This window comes from Paenibacillus sp. E222, from assembly GCF_013401555.1.
Taxonomy (GTDB): domain Bacteria; phylum Bacillota; class Bacilli; order Paenibacillales; family Paenibacillaceae; genus Paenibacillus.
Genome location: NZ_CP058552.1, coordinates 6,080,500 through 6,100,723 on the forward strand (window position 1 = coordinate 6,080,500; position 20,224 = coordinate 6,100,723).

A 20,224-nucleotide genomic window follows, 5' to 3' on the forward strand; every position below is an offset into this window, starting at 1 on the left:
TTCATCTCCTTGCAAATTCAAGAATCAAACGTTCCTGCACTTCACTCAGCGTTACTTTTTCATCAACTTTCTGCCTTGTAAAATTCCAGATGCTATCAATCTGGTCTATGGATTCATCAATGGCAGCATTTGAACCTCTTTGATAAGCCCCAATGTTGATTAAATCCTCAGATTCCTTGTACACAGCCATCAGTCTCTTCATATTATTAACGGCTTCCAGCTGCTCTTCAGGAGCAATATCCTTCATAACCCGGCTAATGCTTGCAAGCACATCAATGGCAGGGAAATGACCTTTGTTCGCGATGGACCGATTCAGTACAATATGACCATCCAATATACCTCTCACCGCATCTGCGATCGGTTCGTTCATATCATCCCCGTCGACAAGGACGGTGTAAAAAGCAGTAATCGAACCTGTGGGTCCAGTCCCTGCTCGCTCAAGCAGCTTGGGCAAACTCGCAAAAACAGAAGGAGTATATCCTCTCATTGCAGGAGGTTCCCCCACAGCAAGTCCCACTTCCCTCTGTGCCATGGCATACCGTGTAACGGAGTCCATCATCAACATGACATTCATGCCTCTATCTCTGAAATACTCCGCAATCGTAGTTGCGATGACCGCACCTTTGATTCGAATCAGAGCAGGTTGATCAGAGGTAGCCACAATAACGACGGATCGTTCCAGTCCTTCCGGACCCAGATCCCGTTCAATAAAGTCACGAACCTCACGGCCCCTCTCCCCCACCAAAGCAATGACATTGACATCTGCCGCTGTATTGCGGGCGATCATACCCATCAACGTACTTTTACCAACACCCGATCCGGCAAAAATGCCGACCCTCTGTCCTTTGCCAACCGTCAACAGACCGTCAATGGCTCTCACACCTACACTCATCGTTTCGAGTACCCGTGGACGGTCCATCGGATTCACAGGCGTGTTGGATGTGGAGTACATTGGCATTCTGGAGGGCAACAAGGAACCATCCAAAGGTTGTCCCAAGCCATCTAATACCTTGCCGAGCAATTCAGATCCAACCTGAACCCCAAGTGGTTTACCCGTTCCGACCACATCACATCCAGGACCAATGGACTGAAGTTCACCGAGCGGCATGAGCAATACTTTGTTATCCCGAAACCCGACAACCTCTGCCTGAAGAGGCTTGGCAGATTTTCCGGGGTAGATGTAACATACATCACCAATGCTAGCATCCGGACCTTCAGACTCAACCATAAGACCAATGACCTGAGTGACCTTACCGTTAATGCGAACGGGATCAAATTGTTTAAGATGTTCCATGTATCGCTGTGAGCTAAGAATCTTCATGTTGATTTTTTCGCCCCTCATCCTCAAGTGCTATGCGGATCAGTTCTTTTTTAATTTCAGCGAGCTGGGTATCAATTCTGGCATCTACACTTCCAAACGACGACCGTATAACACACCCCTTGTCTTTTACCGTAGCGTCAGGCAAAATCTGTAACTCTGCCTGAGAGTCAATTGCCATAGCCAACTCTTCACGTGCAGCCTGCACAAAAGAAAATTGCTCAGGTGCCACACATAAGGTGATCATCCCCTGTTCACGTTTGCGGGACAAACTTTGACGAATCAGTTCAAGCGTGTGTTCCGGTTCAACGGAGAGTTGTTTGTCAATCACCTTCTCAGCGATACCACAGGCGAGATCCACAAGGAAGGGCTCTGCTTCCTGAATAATCAGGTCTTTGGCAACGTAAGCTTCTTCAAGCACTCCACGGGCTTCCTTCATCATCTCTTCGATCTTCACCTGGAGATCCAGTTCGGCCTGTACTTTGCCTTCTTCAAAACCCTGCTGAAAACCTTGTGAACGAAGCGCTTCAGTCAGATGTTCATCCTGCTGACGCTGCTCCTGCCACCAGCTATCAATCTGTTCACGGGCTTCTTGAAGCAATCGCTCCGCTTCCTCCGAAGCTTCACGTACCTGCTTTTCTGCAAACTCCTTGGCATCCTCCAGCATTTCCGCAGTAAGACGTTGTGTTTCTTCGTCCACGCGTGCCTGCAGCATCTCAGCTTCGGAACCTTCAGCACGTTCACCATCTAACTCCGCATCAGACTCCTGTCCACCATAATGATGATGATTTTCGAGTCGTTTGCGGTCATCAACCGGCACATACTGGAAAGATTTAATCAAATTAGACAATGATATCATCTCCTCCACCACGAGCGATAATGATCTCACCAGCTTCTTCCAATCTACGGATCGTTCCTACGATACGGGTCTGAGCTTCCTCAACATCACGCAACCGAACGGGTCCCATGAATTCCATTTCTTCCTTGAACGTCTCGGACATCCGTTTCGACATATTCCGGAATACAGCATCCCGTACTTCTTCGCTTGCCACTTTGAGTGCCAACTGCAAATCGGCGTTGTCGATATCCCGGATAATACGCTGGATCGAACGATCGTCCACATTGACGATATCTTCGAATACAAACATCCGTTTTTTGATTTCTTCTGCGAGTTCTGGATCTTGGATTTCTAGCGAGTCGAGAATAGTACGTTCCGTACCACGGTCGACGCCGTTCAAGATCTGAACGATGGATTCGATACCACCCGCATTTGTATAATCTTGCGTAACAGTAGAAGATAGTTTCTGTTCGAGCACCCGCTCCACTTGAGAAATGACTTCTGGAGAAGTACTGTCCATAACAGCAACCCTACGTGCTACATCGGCTTGTTTCTCTTGTGGTAACGAAGACAAGATCGCTGCTGCCTGCTCAAATTGCAAATACGATAATACCAGAGCAATCGTTTGCGGACTTTCGTTCTGAATAAAGTTCAAGATTTGATTCGGATCGGCCTTACGCGCAAAGTCAAATGGTCTAACTTGCAGCGTAGCCGTCAAACGGTTAATAACTTCGAGTGCTTTTTGCGACCCGAGTGCTTTCTCGAGAATTTCTCTCGCGTACGTAATACCACCTTGAGAAATGTATTCCTGTGCGAGACAGATCTGGTGAAACTCAGACATAATCATATCTTTTTCGGAAGCATCTACTTTGCGAACGTTGGCAATTTCCAACGTCAGTTGTTCGATCTCCTCATCCCGCAAATGTTTGAAGATTTGCGCGGATACTTCCGGACCTAATGTAATCAACAAAATTGCTGCTTTTTGTCTTCCAGTCAGACCTTGACTGCTTGCCTTCGCCAATGCGTTCACCTCTATTCGTCAGCCAGCCACGTACGCAGCAGATTGACGAATTCGTCTGGCTTTTTCTTGGCCAAACTCTCCAATTGTTTGCGCACTTGACTTTCGTTCGTTACACTGTCCAACGTAATGGACGGAAACTCTGTTGCTACCGGAAGAGGAATGTCCTCTTCTTCTATTTCGTTCTGTTTGCGACGACGGCGCACTAACAAAATAACAACCGTTGCAATCAATGCTGCCACCAGTGCTCCTATGCCCCACATCATTCCGGTGGAAAGCTGGAAGCCTGTATTGGTTGCCGCAGCAGTCTGGAAACCTTGAGACATTACCGAAACTTTTTTGGCCAAATCTGCGTCACTTATTACAGTGCCTGAGTCCGCCAATGATGCACGAACAATGTTAACCAAAATATTTTCAATTGCATCGTGAACCGGTGCTTGTATTTCTGTTTGTCCTGCCGGTGGTTCAACCGCGACGTTAATGGTTAAATCTTTTACAGTATATGGACTGGAAATGATATCTTTAACAATTCGGTTGACATCGTAGTTTTTAGTGCTAGATGTTTCTTCAGAGGTTGAATTTCCAGATGCATCCGATGACGGATAACCCGGAACTTCCTCTTGGCCTGTGCCAGCAACACCACCTGTCGGGTTGCTTGCCCCAGTGTAGCTTTTTTGAATCTCTTGCACACTGATCTCGATGCCTTTCATATTATCTACATCGACCGGTGTAACCAGGTTTTCTTTCCGTGTTTCCTTGTCAAAATTAAGCTTGGAAGCAACCAGAACATTAACATTCTCGTCACCCACAATCTGGGAAAGAAATTGTTTCACATTATTGCGAACATCATTTTCGAATTTCTTCTGTAACGCCATGTTCTCTTGGACTTCAGAAGACAATCCCCCGCTACCACCTCGGGCCGTCGGAATCAGTTCCGCTTCATCCGTGTTCGTTATTGTTATGTTTTCAATAGGTAGATTCGGAATGGCTGTCTTGACCAAATTAAAATATCCATCTACCGCAGCCTGATTGGGGTGATAACCCGGTTTAAACTGCAAGGCCACTGATGCTGATGCTTTATCCTGTTCTTCCAGGCCAGCAAAGATATTATCTTTTGGCATATTGACCAGTACTTTAGCATCCTGTATGCCTTGCATCCGTTGAAGCAGCTGCTCCACTTCTCCGTTCAATGCGTTGTTATACTTCACATCGAACTCTTTATCCGTCATCCCGATTGGAGATGATGACTCCTCGAATGACTTATATCCTAATGAACCGTTCTGAATAATTCCTTGTGATCCGATATTTACTTTTGCAATAGCAACATCCGTGCTCGGTACAGATATAGTCTTGCCGTCTGCACTTAATTTGTATGGAATACTGGATGAATCAAGATAACTAATGACGCCTGCGGAGTCACTTGCATTCAAATCCGTGAAAGCAACTTCATATTCCGTCTTTGACAATTGCATGGTTAGTACAACTGCAGCCAAAATTAAAAACAGGAAGGTGGAAATAAATAATACTTTTTGCTTTTTGCTGAAACTATTCCAATACTGGGATGCCTTATCCCTGTACTGGGCAATTCTCTCATTCACTCTGTCACCCCATCCGAAACTTTGCTTGGTCTGTCCTTCCGCAATCTCTATAGGTTCTAAAGTTTAACGGTCAGGAGCAGCATTGCAGCTGCTTGTTGTAGTAATCAGCGCTGTTGTCGAAGCGCATGTAAGCCATTTTATAATTGCGTACGCATAATCTCCTGATATGCTTCGACTACTTTGTTTCGGACTTGAGTCGTAAGTTGAAGACTCAGCAGAGCCTGTTCAGAAGCGATCATCACCTGATCAACGTTCGCTTTTCCAACCAGGAATTGGTTTGACATTTCATGTGCTTGGGTCTCCTGTGCAGCTACAGACCCTAGCGCATTCTGTAGGTATGTACCGAAGCTCTCAATGGTTTCGGCTGGTGTAGATGGTTTACTTTGTGCCGTACTTTGCATCTGAAGCGGTTGAATCCCCTGTGTGCTAAACATGTTGTTCTGAATCATTAATGTCCCTCCCTTTCATCTGTGTTCTTTGATTTTATGAACATTTCCACCTTTAGCCGTTAACTAGGCTCTTCCAATTTCCAATGCCTTGGATATCATCGCTTTGGTTGAGTTCAAAGCTGTGACGTTTGCTTCATATGATCGTGAAGCTGAGATCATATCCACCATTTCTTTCGCGATATCGACGTTAGGCATGTACACGTACCCTTCAGCGTTGGCATCCGGATGTGAAGGATCATAGACCGGTTTCAGTGGCGACTGATCTTCACGAATCTCTGATACTCGAACTCCCTCTCCAGACCCACTGCTTTTCATCTGATTTTGAAGCAAACTGTTGAAGGAAGTCTTGTTGGGCTCAAGTACAACCATCTTGCGCTTGTAAGGAACCGCCTCGCCGTTGGTTACACTCGCGCGCGTCGTCTCTGCGTTGGCAATGTTGGAAGATATAACGTCCATCCGCAAACGCTGAGCTGTTAGAGCCGATGCACTGATACTGAAACTGTTACTGATATTCACCTAAGTTATCTCCCTTCGACTCCAACACGCATCATTTTAATCTGTTCATTCACTTGCTGAATATAAGCGTTGTAACGCAGCTGGTTCTCCGCCAGAAGACTCATCTCTTTGTCTACATCGACGTTGTTCTGGTTGTTATTCATGGAGGTTGACTGGTCCATATTAACTACAGGTGTAGGTATGGAAGAGGAAGGACCTATGACAAAATGCCTTGAATCCGTTACTTTTCCTTTAAGAACAGGCATATCTCCATTCATTTTTTCCTGTAGCATTTCTTCAAAAGCAACGTCCGAACGCTTAAAATATGGGGTGTCCGCATTCGCAATGTTGTCAGCAATCGTTCGTTGTCTAATGTTGGAGGCATCGAGTGCACCTTGTAGCCTTTGAAAACTAATATCATTCAAAAGATTCATAATCGCCCTCCTCTCTTTAGAAATTATGGAAATAGATTCAATCTTTTTCCGTCAGGATGCTTATGTTTTTTCGACAAAAAACATTCGCTTTTACACGGTTTTCTAGGACTTAAGTAGAATTAACTCTGATGTTGTCGTATAACATAAGTTTCTTCGAGATTGGGATATATTACAATAAGAAAAAAGCCCTATCTTTTCTGAAAGACAGAGCTTTTTGTGTATTTTCTGCAAATTATGAATTTTTTCGTAAATGTCGGGGCCCAAAACAAAAATAAGCTTAAGTGCTCGATATGAGCTCTTAAACATTCTTAAAATTTATACTCTGCTTCAACACATTTGAGCACATCATAATAATACATACAAGGGATTCATCGAAAAGCTTCAAACGATTTCCAGTTAGAAATATTTACCGATATAATAAGCTTTCTTATTAATTCATCTACACTCTTTGAACTTCAATGAAATAGATAATTGACAAAATATCGATATTACATTATTTGATTTTACTGAATTTCCCCAACACTTTTTTAACATTTATATCTTGTATGCAGATTTTGATGAAACGATATTTTTTTGTCACATCCGCAATGAAATCCAATTCATATTTTGCACATTTGCGCAAACTCATCTTCTCTTGTTAATTAAACCGATAACCAGACTTGGAAAAAATAAATCCTTTTATTGGCATTTTTAGAACTATAAATTATTAGCTCCCACTATACCGATAATCTTAAATTCATTATATCTGCGGCACAAGTCCTAGATTATCTTTCGTCTTATAACAACTCCATCTCTTTTATCGGTTGTAATCCAGCATTATATTAGGTTATAACAAAAATAAACGGCATACAGATGGGTTCAATAAAGTCTACTACAGTCAGAACCAGGACCGGTTATCCTATATCCCTGTAGTCTTTTAACCTTTATTGATCCATAATGTATACCGTCATTCTACTTCCAATACACTTTGAACAGAGCATTACATCTATGTTACAAGATATATTGACTTAAATCACGATCAAGTGCAATGTCATTCAATTTCTCACGTACATATTCCGGAGTGATTATCATACGCTCCAGCGTAAGCTCTGGTGCTTCAAAAGACAGATCCTCAAGAAGTTTCTCCAGAATAGTATGCAGGCGCCGTGCACCGATATTTTCGGTATTCTGATTCACGGACTCAGCCAGCTTGGCAATCTCACGAATAGCATCATCCGAGAACTCAATCTCAATATTCTCCGTACGCAGCAAATCCACATACTGCTTGGTTAACGCATTTTTAGGTTCCGTGAGGATTGATACAAACTCATCAAGCGTCAGGCTGTTCAGTTCTACACGGATTGGGAAACGCCCCTGGAGCTCTGGAATGAGATCCGAGGGTTTCGCTACGTGAAATGCACCGGCTGCCATAAACAGGATGTAATCCGTTTTGACAGGACCATACTTTGTCATTACCGTAGACCCTTCCACGATTGGCAAAATATCACGCTGTACACCTTCACGGGATACATCGGGGCCGCTACCACGTCCTTGACTGGCCACTTTATCAATTTCGTCAATGAATATGATACCTGTCTGTTCCGCCCGGCGAATGGACTCCTGAGTAACATCATCCATATCGATCAACTTGCCCGCTTCTTCCTGAATGAGCACTTTGCGGGCTTCCTTAATCGCCAGTTTACGTTTCTTGGTACGACGAGGCAATAAACTGCCAAACATCTCCTGCATGTTCATCCCCATCTGATCGTTCCCTTGACCTGCGAACATGTCCATCATGTTAGGCGCGGTATCTTCCACATCAATCTCGATAACGTCATCTTCCAGTTTGCCAGATAACAAATCGAATTTGATTTTGCGTCGACGCTCAGCCACTCCCGTATCCGGTTCTTGCTCATCGGTTTCTGGCGTGTTGCTGCCATTATTGCCAAAAATCATTTCGAACGGATTCCGCTGATTTTTGGATTTGGATTGTGAAGGGACCAAAATATGTACAATCCGCTCATTGGCAGCCTCTTCCGCTTTGTCCTTGACCTTTTCAGTACGTTCCAGCTTGACCATCCGCAGCGATGTTTCAATCAAATCACGAATCATAGATTCCACGTCACGGCCAACATAACCCACTTCCGTGAACTTCGTAGCCTCGACCTTGACGAATGGGGCTCCTACCAACTTAGCCAGTCGGCGTGCAATCTCTGTTTTACCGACACCAGTAGGTCCAATCATCAGAATATTTTTAGGTACAATATCATCTTGGGTATGTTCGGGCAAAAGGCTACGGCGATAACGATTGCGAAGGGCGACCGCTACCGATTTTTTAGCCTGTTTTTGACCTACAATGTACTTATCAAGCTCTGTAACGATTTGTCTTGGCGTTAATGCTTGAGTATTCATATAGCTTCCCTCCTACCAGTATGCGAACCTTGTTTATGCGATAGAATGTTATAAATTTTACCTACAAGGACAAAGAATCTCCACGAAGTAACTGGAGCCGATTTAATCATCATGCCCCATAACGGGAGATTGCTTTCCTTACAACTCTTCAACAATTATATTATTGTTGGTATATACACATAACTCTGAAGCAATCTGGAGTGATTCACGAGCAATGTCTTTTGCTTCCAAATCCACCGCATGACGTTTTAACGCACGTGCAGCAGATAGGGCGAAGTTTCCTCCTGAACCAATGGCAATAACATCATCATCCGGCTCGATAATTTCGCCCCCACCCGAAATCAGCAGCATACCCGTTTTATCCATAACAATAAGGAGTGCCTCCAATTTGCGCAAGATCCGATCCTGCCGCCAATCCTTGGCAAGCTCTACAGCTGCGCGCTGCAGATTACCATGGTGCTCCTCCAGCTTGCCTTCGAATTTCTCAAACAAGGTAATGGCATCCGCTACGGAACCGGCAAAACCGGCTACAACCTGCCCACGATATAAACGTCTTACCTTTTTGGCTGTATTTTTCATCACAACACTTTGCCCCATGGTTACCTGACCATCACCGGCAATGGCTGCTTTGCCATTATGACGAACTGCACAGATCGTTGTAGCATGAAATGACATATCCATGATATCAGCCTCCTCCCACGATTAATTTACACGCGTTCCGGAACGGTTAGACCTTCTGCTGCTGCAAAACGGGCAATGCCATCCAGTGCACGCTGCGCAAGTGCTTCATTTTTTTCCTTTTTGTTGCGTATTTTAGTTTCCAGCTTTGGCAGCAATCCGAAGTTTGCGTTCATGGGCTGGAAGTGTTTGAAATCAGCTGTTGTAATATACTGTGCCATACTGCCCAGCGTGGTCTCCACAGGCAATACCACCAGTTCCTGCCCAAGCGCTGCTTTGGCCGCATTCATACCCGCGATTAAACCGGATGCCGCAGATTCAACATACCCTTCTACTCCCGTCATTTGACCTGCAAAGAACAGGTTCGGACGCTCTTTGAACTGATACGTTGGACGAAGCAGTTTAGGAGAATTGATAAATGTATTACGGTGCATTACGCCATAACGGACGAATTCCGCATTATCAAGTCCTGGGATCAAAGAAAATACACGCTTTTGTTCTCCCCATTTCAGATGCGTCTGGAATCCTACCAGATTATACAGTGTTCCTGCCGCATTGTCCTGTCTAAGCTGAACAACAGCATGAGGCAGTTCTCCAGTATGCGGATTGACAAGTCCTACAGGTTTCATTGGGCCAAACAAAGCTGTTTGTTTACCACGTTTCATCATGACTTCAATTGGCATACAGCCTTCGAAATAAATTTCTTTCTCAAACTCTTTCAGTTGAGCCACTTCCGCTGTGATCAATGCTTCATAGAACACATCGAATTCCTCTTCTGTCATCGGACAGTTCAAGTATGCTGCTTCGCCTTTATCATAACGTGAAGCCAGATAAACTTTATTCATATCAATGGAATCTTTTTCGATAATTGGCGCAGCCGCATCATAGAAGTAAAAGTATTCTTCACCCATAAGTGCCTTGATTTGCTCGGACAATGCGGGTGAAGTCAAAGGCCCCGTTGCAACTACAACGATTCCGTCTTCAGGCAAAGAAGTCAACTCTTCATTGACAACTTCGATGAGTGGATGCTGATGAAGCGTAGATGTGATCTCACCTGAGAATCCGTCCCGGTCCACTGCAAGTGCTCCACCTGCCGGAACGGCATGACGGTCTGCTGCACCCAAGACCAGAGAATTAAGCATTCTCATTTCTTCCTTCAATACACCGACTGCGTTGGTCAACCCATTGGCACGAAGCGAGTTGCTGCACACCAGTTCTGCAAATTTATCTGTATGGTGAGCCGGCGTTTTCACAACCGGTCTCATCTCGTATAGTTTTACGCGCACACCACGACTTGCGATCTGCCAAGCTGCTTCTGTTCCTGCGAGCCCGGCACCAATAACGGTTACTTGTTGTTCATTCGTCAAAATCATTTACCCCCATTAAGCTAATCCGCTCATTCTTCTTCCGGTTCCTCTACCGGCTCTTGATGATCACATGAAGTACACTGCAATCGTGTTCCCTGTTTGTTCCGCTTCTCAATCATTAGTGAGCCACAACTTGGACATGGTTTCGCTGACGGTTTATCCCATGATACAAAATCACATTCAGGATATTTGTCGCAACCATAGAAAATACGTCCCTTTTTACTGCGGCGTTCAACCACATGCCCTTCCTTACACTTCGGACAAGTTACACCGATATCCTTAATGATCGGTTTGGTATTCCGGCAATCCGGAAATCCGGAACATGCGAGAAACTTGCCGAAACGGCCCAGCTTATAAACGAGCGGTTTGCCGCACTTCTCACATATTTCATCCGATACTTCATCTTCAATCTCGATTTCTTTCATTTCTTCTTCTGCAAACTCAAGGCGTTTCTCAAAAGATTCGTAGAATTCTGCGAGTACTTTGACCCAATCCTCCGACCCTTCCTCCACATGGTCAAGATCACCTTCCATGTTGGCGGTGAACTCCACATTCAGGATCTCCGGGAAAAACTCCTCCATCTGTTCGATGACGAGTTCGCCCAATTCCGTTGGCATGAACTTCTTCTCTTCAATGGCAACATATCCACGCTTCTGAATGGTCTCCAGCGTTGGCGCATATGTACTCGGACGCCCTATGCCCAGTTCCTCAAGTGTTTTAACCAACCTTGCTTCCGTATAACGTGGCGGCGGCTGTGTAAAATGCTGTTTCGGCTCAATTTCCCGATTCTCCAGCACATCTCCATTTTTCAGCGGAGGCAGCAGACGATCTTCTTCCGTTGTGCCGTCATCATTACCTTCTACATATACCTTCATGAATCCTTGGAAACGAACCTTCGAACCAGCTGCCCGGAAAATTGTATCTCCTGCAGCAATGTCCACGGAGAGTGTATCCAGAACGGCAGATGACATCTGGCTCGCTATAAAACGTTCCCAAACCAGTTTGTACAACCGGAATTGATCACGACTCATAAACGATTTAATGGAATCCGGATCACGCAAAATTGACGTTGGACGAATCGCTTCATGCGCGTCTTGGGCATTGGCTGCTTTTTTGGAATAGTTTCTAGGCGTCTCTGGTGCAAATGGCTCACCGTACTTGCCAATAATGTATTCCTTGGCTTCTTCCTGAGCCGATGCTGCAATTCGGGTAGAGTCCGTACGCATATACGTAATGAGACCGACTGTGCCTTCTTTTCCGAGGTCTACCCCTTCATACAGCTGTTGGGCGACAGACATCGTCTTGGAAGCTCTGAAATTCAATTTACGCGCTGCTTCCTGCTGCAAGGAACTCGTTGTAAACGGAGCAGAAGGGTTACGGCTGCGTTCCTTCTCTTTAACTTCTTTGACTGTAAAAGAAGCGCCCTCGATCTGTTTTAAAATGGCCTGTACTTCTGCCTCACTGCCAAGTTCGGTCTTGGTGCCGTTTAACTGATGGAATTTGGCTTCAAACGGATTTCCGTCCGCTGTCAGTTTGGCAGTAATGCTCCAGTACTCTTCCGGTTCAAAATCATTAATTTCGTTTTCACGATCCAAAATGATTTTGACAGCCACGGACTGAACGCGGCCAGCGGACAATCCTTTTTTGACTTTCTTCCATAATAATGGACTAATTTTATATCCTACGAGCCGATCCAGAATACGTCTTGCCTGCTGCGCGTTAACCAGATCCATATTGATCTTGCGCGGCGTTTTGAACGCATCTTTGACAGCCTGTTTCGTAATTTCATTAAATACGACTCGGCAATCGGCAGTTTCATCCAGTTCAAGTGCATGGGCCAAATGCCAAGCAATAGCCTCACCTTCGCGATCCGGGTCAGCTGCGAGATACACTTTTTTCACTTTCTTTCGTGCATCCTTCAGTTCTTTCAAAATTGAACCTTTGCCGCGGATCGTAATATATTTCGGATTAAAATCGTTTTCCACCTCAACGCCGATCTGACTCTTTGGCAAATCGCGTACATGTCCCATCGAAGCTTTCACGATGAACTTGCTGCCTAAATATTTGCCGATCGTCTTCGCCTTTGAGGGCGACTCCACGATTACGAGTGCATCCGCCATAGGTTCATCCTCCTCTCAGTCATGAAACTGCTGCTTGTTTTTATGATTCATACTTCATCAACAGCAGGACTAACTTCCGCTAATAATCTATTTTCACATGCTGCCTTGATCGCAGCATCGTCATACCCTTGCGTATTTAGTTCCAGGTAATTGGCTAATCTGCTTTTTTATGATTAAAGATAACAGAACTGAATGCAAATGTCCAAAATCCCAGTTGAGCTGTTCCACAAGTTGATCCAGTGATTGTTCTTCCTGCTCTAGCAGATAAATAACACGTTCTTCATCTGAAGATAGTTTTACGACAGGGAATATTCCTTGATTCGAAGTTTCACTACTTTCCGCCGAACGTCCTCTATTGTAAGGAAGTTGCTCCGCATTTGGCAAGTCCAATCGAAACTCTTCCAATAAATCTGTGGCACATGTCACCAATTTTGCTCCCTGACGAATCAGATTGTGCGAGCCTCGGCTTTTGGGAGATGTAATGGGACCTGGGACTGCAAAGACGTCTCTTCCCGCTTCGAGTGCAGCATCTGCAGTAATGAGTGATCCGCTTCGGATATCAGCCTCAACGACTAGCGTACCGAGGGTTAACCCTGCAATGATTCGATTACGTTCAGGGAATAACCCCTGACGCGCCCGTGTTCCCGGAGGATATTCTGACAAAAGCAGCCCTGTTTCGGCAATTCGTTCGGCAAGACTTGTATTTTCGGGAGGATAAATGTTGTCAATTCCTGTCCCAAATACCGCAATTGTTTTGCCGTTTGCACGAAGAGCCGCATCATGACATACGCTATCTATTCCTCTAGCAAGCCCGCTTACAATGGTCAGCCCTGCCTTGCATAATTGCTCGGTCAGTTTTTCACCAATTTTACGTCCGTATACAGTGGGCATGCGGGTTCCTACCATTGCAATGGATTGAGCGTGCAAGAGATTTAGATCTCCGCGACCATACATTACCCAGGGCGGCTGAACGGTTTCCTTCATTAATATGGGGTAGTCCTGATCCAAATAGGTAACGACTTTAATTCCCTGTTTATAAACACTCTCTTGTCTCTGCTCAATCCAGTCGATATTAAATTGCTTGGTTAGACGGTCAGCCTGATCCTTCCGTAAACCCGCGGCAATCCAATCCCCTTCTTTATAATCCAGAAAATCCGTCAGTTGATGTTGTCCTGATAGCAGTTTCGAGATTGTTTTCTTACCAATACCATCCGTTTCATGCAGTCCAATCAAAATCCATCTCTCTTCCATAATCAGAAACCTCCCATAACGGGAAGAAAATCTTCCCTCATATTGTGTGATAAGTGACAACGGATTGCAAGCGTTTACTCTTACAGGCTGACAACAGCTTCCTTTTACACCCGTAAAAAAACGCAAAAAAGCAACCCTTCGCCCTGTTCAGGACAAAAGGTTGCTTACCTTTTCCGCATTATCAATAGTCGGCTCACCAGAAAAATAAATTTCCTGCACCGTTTCTTCTATTATAACGAAAAAAGAATTAGTGTGTCGTGCACAAATTCAGAATTCCGCGTTCTTCAAGTACGCTCACAAGAGTCGAGCCCATTTCAGCTGGCGTTGGAGCAACTTTGATTCCGCAAGATTCCAGTTTCGCAATTTTTTCTTTGGCTGTACCTTTACCACCAGAGATAATAGCACCCGCATGACCCATACGTTTGCCTGGAGGCGCCGTAACCCCACCGATAAATCCAACTACCGGTTTGGTCATGTTTTCGCGTACCCACTCTGCAGCATCTTCTTCAGCCGTACCACCGATTTCACCGATCATGATGACCGCATGTGTCTGCGGATCTTCATTGAACCGTTTCAGGATATCAATGAACTCGGAGCCTTTAACCGGGTCGCCACCGATTCCCACAGCAGAAGATTGTCCAATTCCACGTGCAGACAATTGATGAACAGCTTCATACGTGAGTGTTCCACTACGGGAAACCACGCCAACGTGACCAGGCATATGAATATAACCCGGCATGATGCCAATTTTGCATTCACCTGGTGTAATAACGCCCGGACAGTTTGGTCCGATCAGAACGGTATCTTTGCCTTCCATGAAACGGTCAACCTTGACCATATCAAGGACCGGAATACCTTCGGTAATACAGATCACGAGATCCAGCTCTGCGTCAACAGCTTCCATGATGGAATCCGCTGCAAATGCCGGAGGAACGTAGATGACGCTCGCTGTTGCGCCAGTAGCTTCCTTCGCTTCCTGTACTGTATTAAACACCGGCAGACTGACTACTTTGCCATCTTCCAGCGTGATATCAACATTGGTTCCGCCTTTACCCGGTGTAACGCCGCCTACCATCTGGGTTCCGTAGTCCAATGCGCCCTTCGTGTGGAACATTCCCGTTGAACCCGTAATGCCTTGCGTAATGACTTTTGTATTTTTATCAATCAAAATACTCACGTTGCTTCACATCCTTACGGTTATTTTTCAAGTGCCGGACAGCTCCGGAACTAAGGCAGCAATTTGCCCAGGAATGAACTTATTTTACGAGGGCAACAATTTTCTGTGCACCATCGGCCATGGAATCGGCAGGAACGATATTCAGGCCAGATTCACCCAAAATACGTTTGCCAAGCTCCACGTTAGTTCCTTCAAGACGAACAACCAGCGGTTTAGTCAGGCCCAGCTGCTTCGCTGCTTCAACAACACCATTGGCAATGACATCACAACGCATAATGCCGCCAAAAATGTTAACGAAGATACCCGCCACTTTGGCGTCAGACAAAATGATTTTGAAAGCTTCGGTCACTTTCTCTGTTGTAGCACCGCCCCCAACATCGAGGAAGTTGGCCGGGTCGCCGCCATAGTATTTGATGATATCCATCGTCGCCATCGCAAGTCCCGCACCATTTACCATACAGCCGATGTTGCCATCAAGTGCTATGTAGCTCAGGTCGAATTTGGAAGCTTCGATTTCTTTTTCGTCTTCTTCATCCAGGTCACGCAGTTCCAGAATGTCTTTGTGACGGAACAAGGCGTTGGAATCAAAATTCAATTTTGCATCCAGCGCGATAACGTTTCCATCTCCGGTAACAACGAGTGGATTGATCTCGGCAATGGAGCAATCTTTTTCGACAAATGCTGTGTACAACGCAAGCATAAACTTAACTGCTTTGTTCACCAACTCATTCGGAATACGAATGCTGTACGCCAGTTTACGTGCCTGGAACACTTGCAATCCAATTGCAGGGTCAATAATTTCTTTGAAAATTTTCTCAGGTGTAGCCTCAGCTACTTCTTCGATCTCTGTACCGCCTTCTTCGGAAGCCATCATTACGACGCGGCCTGTGGCACGGTCCACAACAACACCCACATAATACTCTTTGCGGATGTCGCACCCTTCTTCAATCAGAAGACGCTTCACTTCTTTACCTTCAGGTCCAGTCTGGTGTGTTACCAATACTTTTCCCAAAATTTCGGATGCATAAGCACGAACTTCGTCGATACTTTTCGCTACTTTCACACCGCCGGCTTTCCCCCGGCCACCTGCATGAATTTGCGCTTTGACTACAGTCACCGGACTGCCCAGTGCCTCTGCGGCCGCAACCGCTTCATCGACTGTATAAGCAACCTTTCCGTTTGGAACGGTGACTCCATACTGTTTCAGTACTTCTTTTCCTTGATATTCATGGATATTCATTCTCGAATCCTCCTATCAACATGACTGCAACAAGGCGGGTTGGTAGACTAACAAAAGACAAATGTTGACTATTTTCACTTAAACCCAATTCATTGTAACATGTTTTTAAAACGCTTTCCTTAAAAAAGTAATGGTTAATAGACAGTATTTTGATATGGGTATGATCCCATATTGTGAATGCTTGGATATTAATGGAAAAAACCTCGGCTAATAAGCCAAGGTTTCTAATAGTAATACAACGATGCAGTTTATTTTCTGGCTTCTTTGGTGTTGGTCTGATGGACTTTCTCCAGAAGCCCCTTGAACTGTCCCAGTAAAGATTCAAACTCTGAACTGTTCAGACATGCATCTTCCCGGATCGCTTCAGGTATAGACAAGGCTTTATGGCGAAGTTCCCGCCCGGCGTCGGTAAGTGTAATCAATACTTTTCGTTCATCCTGAACTGAACGTTCGCGATGAATAAGTCCCGCTGACTGCAAACGTTTCAGAAGAGGTGTCAAAGTCCCTGAATCGAGGTAAAGTGCCTCTCCGATTTCCTTAACCGTACATTCTTCACGTTCCCACAATACCATCAAGACCAGGTATTGAGAATAGGTTACACCAAGCACCTCAAGGTAGGGCTGGTACATCTTCGTAATTTCACGTGAACAAGCGTATATGGCAAAGCATAATTGATTATCCAGCTTCAAACTTTCATTCTGCATATATCTGTCTCACCTACCTATTGTGCATTCTATATTTCTTATAATTGAGGCTTACAACTGTTATAACCGCTATAATTCGCGAATTATAAGGAGCCCTTCATCTATCTTATCATAAATTAGAAAAAAAACAGAATAATTGAGCACAAATGATTTTACTTTTCTATTTAATAGTGATAAATTTAATTGTATAAAATATAATTTGAGACATAGATGATCAAAATCATATGACTACTTAACAAAAAACTATTGATTGTTGAAACAGCTCAACCAGCTTCTACATTCTTTTTTCCCAACAGCGCGACATTGATTCAGAACTGAACATTCTATACATCTGCTAGAAACTTCATGCGGTAACTGTAAACAATCCAGGAGTCAGGGAATGATATACAACAGCTATGACGATGACGGGTTGACGCCCTGATTTCTTTTATATAAAATGCTTGTTAGAAGCTGAGGAAGCACCTTAATTCGTAGACTGGCCCGTATTATGCGCGCCAAGGACGAAGTGAGGTGTTTCTTTTATTATGTACGGAAAACTGCATAGTGCCTGTTTATATGGAATTGACGGCGTTTTGATTGAAGTGGAAACAGATTTGTCGAATGGTCTACCCCAGACGTCTATTATCGGATTGCCGGATTCGGCTATTCGTGAAGCGGTTGAACGCGTTCGTGCCGCTATAAAAAACTGTGGCTATCAGTATCCGCTGCAGCGGATTACGATTAATCTGGCTCCTGCCGATTTGCGAAAGGAAGGATCTTCTTTCGATCTTGCCATTGCTATTGGTTTACTGACAACAAGTGGTCAGCTGGTACTTCCTGCACAGGAACGGACATTGGTGGTGGGTGAGCTGGCATTGGACGGTTCAGTGAGATCTGTGCCTGGTATTTTGTCCATGGTCGATTTGGCGAAACGGCAAGGCTTTACCTCTGTTCTTCTGCCCGCCGATAATCTGGAAGAGGCTTCGTTGATTCGGGGTATACGGGTATATGGCATTCGTCATTTGCAAGATATCGTACCTGAACAGGAAACGAATTCAAAGAACAAGGAAGGACGGCTACAGAATACCAGGCCTGTTGTTTTAAAAAATTACACCCATCTGTCTGCTCTGAATCCCAATGTCGGTGATATGGAGCGACGTGAGGGTCCAATGCGATCTCCGTCGTTGGACGATGATTATAGTGATGTTTTGGGACAGCATCATGTGAAGCGTGCACTCCTGATTGCCGCAGCAGGCATGCACAATATTTTGCTCGTCGGACCACCAGGAACAGGGAAAACCATGTTAATTAAACGACTGCCTACAATTCTCCCACCGTTGTCCGAAGACGAAGCGCTGGAAGTCACCAAAGTGTTAAGTGCTGCTGGCAAGCTTAAAGATACCTCGAATGGTCTCATCGCGGACAGACCCTTTCGCTCTCCACACCATACGATCTCCACTTCAGGTCTAATTGGAGGCGGCGGCATCCCCAAACCGGGCGAGGTAAGTCTTGCTCACCGGGGGATATTGTTTCTGGATGAGCTGCCTGAGTTTCAGCGGCAAGTCCTAGAAGTGTTAAGACAACCATTGGAGGATCGTAAAGTCACCATTAGCCGGGCAAGAGCTGCCTTCACATTTCCAGCACAATTTATGCTCGCCTGCTCTATGAATCCCTGTCCTTGCGGATATCTCTCTGCCCAATCGGAGGATCAGCGCTGTATATGCAGTCCTGCTCGTGTTGCCGCCTACCGTGCCAAAATCTCGGGACCTCTGCTAGATCGCATCGACCTTCAGGTCGAAGTTCCTCCCCCAGGCGAGTGGCGCAAGGCAGGCGCTTCTCCTTCATCTGCGGAAATGCAGTCCAAAGTCATTCATGCTCATCATATTCAGGCCGCACGATATGCGAATCGTTCTGTTCGCTGGAACAGCCAGCTATCAGGTACCCTTCTGCGTCGAACGATCCGTCTGCCTGAAGAAGCTGACCAACTGCTTCAGCGGACACTGCAAACACTGAATCTGAGCATGCGTGCACATGATCGAATTATTAAGATGGCCCAGACAATCGCAGACTTGGATCATGATGGCGTCATTTTGACAGCTCATGTGGCTGAGGCGATTCAGTATCGTCAACTGGATTTGAATTTATTTTGAGCGAGGGTCATCCAGGCAATAAAGGCTATTAGGGCAAGGCTATAAGGGGAAATACGTGCCTCACCTTTAAGCATCATGAAAGGTTCAAGCGAGATATCTGTAGATTTCAAATTCAAGGTTAAATATTTTCACAAATCAAATACCCCTGCATATATATCCTCTTTATAAAAGAAGAATGCATACGTGCAGGGGCTTGGCATATAACATCACGTTCGAAAGTATAGCGAACAAGATATCAATTATTCAAATATAGTCAGCTTGTCCTTGGCTGGTGTACGTTCTTTGGCAGAAGGAATAACCTCCGGATACCCCATGTAAACCATTCCGATAATTTTTTCTCCAGCCTGAATGCCAAGGGACTTCCGGAATTTGGGTCCATACAGGAAAGGCTTGGTTACCCAGAACGTTCCGATGTCTTCACTCCATGCAGCGAGTAGGAAGTTCTGTACCAATGCACTCACTGCAGCAAAATCTTCATCCCAAATATTCTGGCGCGGATCTTCTTCCATAACGACAAGCATGACGGAAGGGACCTGTTTGATATTGGCAGAGAACTTGTTATCCTCTCCCATCTCTGCATCAATAGCGTCTGCGAGCTTGTTCAGTCCATTTCCGCTAAACAATAAAAACCGCCACGGCTCACGCAATTTATGATTGGGTGCCCATACGGCTGTATCTAACAAATCAATAATCTGCTGTGTGGGAACAGCTTCTTTTTTAAACTTTTTGACGGTACGACGATTTTGAATGGCTTCTCTTACAACGTTACCCGTTTGAGTAGATTTACTCATGACCATGCCTCCCAGGTTATAAAAAATTATCCATGACCGCAGTTCAAGCCTGCGGTGTGAATCGACTCATTTATGAAAAATCAAACGGTGCAGCAAAACTGGATTACCCTCTTGATTATACACTGATCTGTTCATTGGATTCAAAGGAATGCGGATAACATTATTTCGTTCTGATTATTTCGGATGCAAAAAGGCGACTTCGACTCTTCCCCCACGGAGGGATTCT

17 protein-coding genes are annotated in these 20,224 nt (G+C 45.1%); 1 reads left to right on the plus strand and 16 read right to left on the minus strand.

The window, feature by feature from the left end; translation table 11 throughout:
• Position 1: 1 nt before the first annotated feature.
• From fliI to HW560_RS27035, 15 genes are all read right to left on the minus strand, one after another.
• Positions 2 to 1,321, minus strand: coding sequence for a flagellar protein export ATPase FliI (gene fliI, locus HW560_RS26965; protein ID WP_053783794.1), 1,320 nt, complete (start codon positions 1,319 to 1,321; stop codon positions 2 to 4).
• Positions 1,308 to 2,168 (minus strand): FliH/SctL family protein, encoded by an 861-nt coding sequence (locus HW560_RS26970; protein ID WP_090895959.1) that lies wholly within the window; start codon positions 2,166 to 2,168, stop codon positions 1,308 to 1,310. The genes fliI and HW560_RS26970 overlap by 14 nt, the downstream gene beginning before the upstream one ends.
• Positions 2,161 to 3,177, minus strand: a complete 1,017-nt coding sequence (gene fliG / locus HW560_RS26975) for a flagellar motor switch protein FliG (RefSeq protein ID WP_053783792.1) — start codon at positions 3,175 to 3,177, stop codon at positions 2,161 to 2,163. Before fliG ends, HW560_RS26970 begins: the two co-directional genes overlap by 8 nt.
• An 11-nt stretch (positions 3,178 to 3,188) precedes the next feature.
• Positions 3,189 to 4,772: a flagellar basal-body MS-ring/collar protein FliF gene (gene fliF / locus HW560_RS26980; RefSeq protein ID WP_090895957.1), complete on the minus strand. Its 1,584-nt coding sequence runs from the start codon at positions 4,770 to 4,772 to the stop codon at positions 3,189 to 3,191.
• Between the two features lie 137 nt (positions 4,773 to 4,909).
• Positions 4,910 to 5,221 carry a flagellar hook-basal body complex protein FliE gene (fliE, locus tag HW560_RS26985; RefSeq protein WP_090895954.1) on the minus strand — a complete coding sequence of 104 codons (312 nt, stop codon included), beginning with the start codon at positions 5,219 to 5,221 and terminating at the stop codon, positions 4,910 to 4,912.
• Positions 5,222 to 5,284: 63 nt separating this feature from the next.
• Positions 5,285 to 5,737: a flagellar basal body rod protein FlgC gene (gene flgC / locus HW560_RS26990; protein WP_090895951.1), complete on the minus strand. Its 453-nt coding sequence runs from the start codon at positions 5,735 to 5,737 to the stop codon at positions 5,285 to 5,287.
• A gap of 5 nt (positions 5,738 to 5,742) precedes the next feature.
• The gene (flgB, locus tag HW560_RS26995) at positions 5,743 to 6,150 is read right to left on the minus strand and encodes a flagellar basal body rod protein FlgB (RefSeq protein ID WP_090895949.1); all 408 of its coding nucleotides are present in this window, start codon (positions 6,148 to 6,150) and stop codon (positions 5,743 to 5,745) included.
• A 990-nt stretch (positions 6,151 to 7,140) separates the two neighbouring features.
• On the minus strand, positions 7,141 to 8,541 hold the full coding sequence (hslU, locus tag HW560_RS27000; RefSeq protein ID WP_179265164.1) for an ATP-dependent protease ATPase subunit HslU: 1,401 nt from the start codon (positions 8,539 to 8,541) through the stop codon (positions 7,141 to 7,143).
• Between the two features lie 138 nt (positions 8,542 to 8,679).
• The gene (gene hslV, locus HW560_RS27005) at positions 8,680 to 9,222 is read right to left on the minus strand and encodes an ATP-dependent protease subunit HslV (protein WP_024630205.1); all 543 of its coding nucleotides are present in this window, start codon (positions 9,220 to 9,222) and stop codon (positions 8,680 to 8,682) included.
• Positions 9,223 to 9,248: 26 nt separating this feature from the next.
• Positions 9,249 to 10,592, minus strand: coding sequence for an FADH(2)-oxidizing methylenetetrahydrofolate--tRNA-(uracil(54)-C(5))-methyltransferase TrmFO (gene trmFO / locus HW560_RS27010; protein WP_373564963.1), 1,344 nt, complete (start codon positions 10,590 to 10,592; stop codon positions 9,249 to 9,251).
• Between the two features lie 23 nt (positions 10,593 to 10,615).
• Positions 10,616 to 12,706, minus strand: coding sequence for a type I DNA topoisomerase (gene topA, locus HW560_RS27015; protein WP_090895940.1), 2,091 nt, complete (start codon positions 12,704 to 12,706; stop codon positions 10,616 to 10,618).
• A 120-nt stretch (positions 12,707 to 12,826) separates the two neighbouring features.
• Entirely contained in the window at positions 12,827 to 13,957 is a 1,131-nt protein-coding gene (dprA, locus tag HW560_RS27020; protein WP_179265166.1) for a DNA-processing protein DprA, read from the minus strand.
• A gap of 247 nt (positions 13,958 to 14,204) precedes the next feature.
• Positions 14,205 to 15,134, minus strand: a complete 930-nt coding sequence (sucD, locus tag HW560_RS27025; RefSeq protein ID WP_076289497.1) for a succinate--CoA ligase subunit alpha — start codon at positions 15,132 to 15,134, stop codon at positions 14,205 to 14,207.
• Between the two features lie 79 nt (positions 15,135 to 15,213).
• Positions 15,214 to 16,374: an ADP-forming succinate--CoA ligase subunit beta gene (gene sucC, locus HW560_RS27030; protein ID WP_090895935.1), complete on the minus strand. Its 1,161-nt coding sequence runs from the start codon at positions 16,372 to 16,374 to the stop codon at positions 15,214 to 15,216.
• Positions 16,375 to 16,622: 248 nt separating this feature from the next.
• A complete protein-coding gene (locus HW560_RS27035; protein WP_090895933.1) occupies positions 16,623 to 17,078 on the minus strand; it encodes a MarR family winged helix-turn-helix transcriptional regulator in 456 nt (151 codons plus the stop codon).
• A 524-nt stretch (positions 17,079 to 17,602) separates the two neighbouring features.
• On the opposite strand from HW560_RS27035, the gene HW560_RS27040 reads away from it, so the two are divergent.
• Positions 17,603 to 19,207, plus strand: coding sequence for a YifB family Mg chelatase-like AAA ATPase (locus HW560_RS27040; protein ID WP_090895931.1), 1,605 nt, complete (start codon positions 17,603 to 17,605; stop codon positions 19,205 to 19,207).
• Positions 19,208 to 19,446: 239 nt separating this feature from the next.
• Here the strand turns inward: HW560_RS27040 and HW560_RS27045 are convergent, their stop codons facing one another.
• Positions 19,447 to 19,998, minus strand: coding sequence for a nitroreductase family protein (locus HW560_RS27045; protein ID WP_090895928.1), 552 nt, complete (start codon positions 19,996 to 19,998; stop codon positions 19,447 to 19,449).
• Between the last annotated feature and the right edge of the window lie 226 nt (positions 19,999 to 20,224).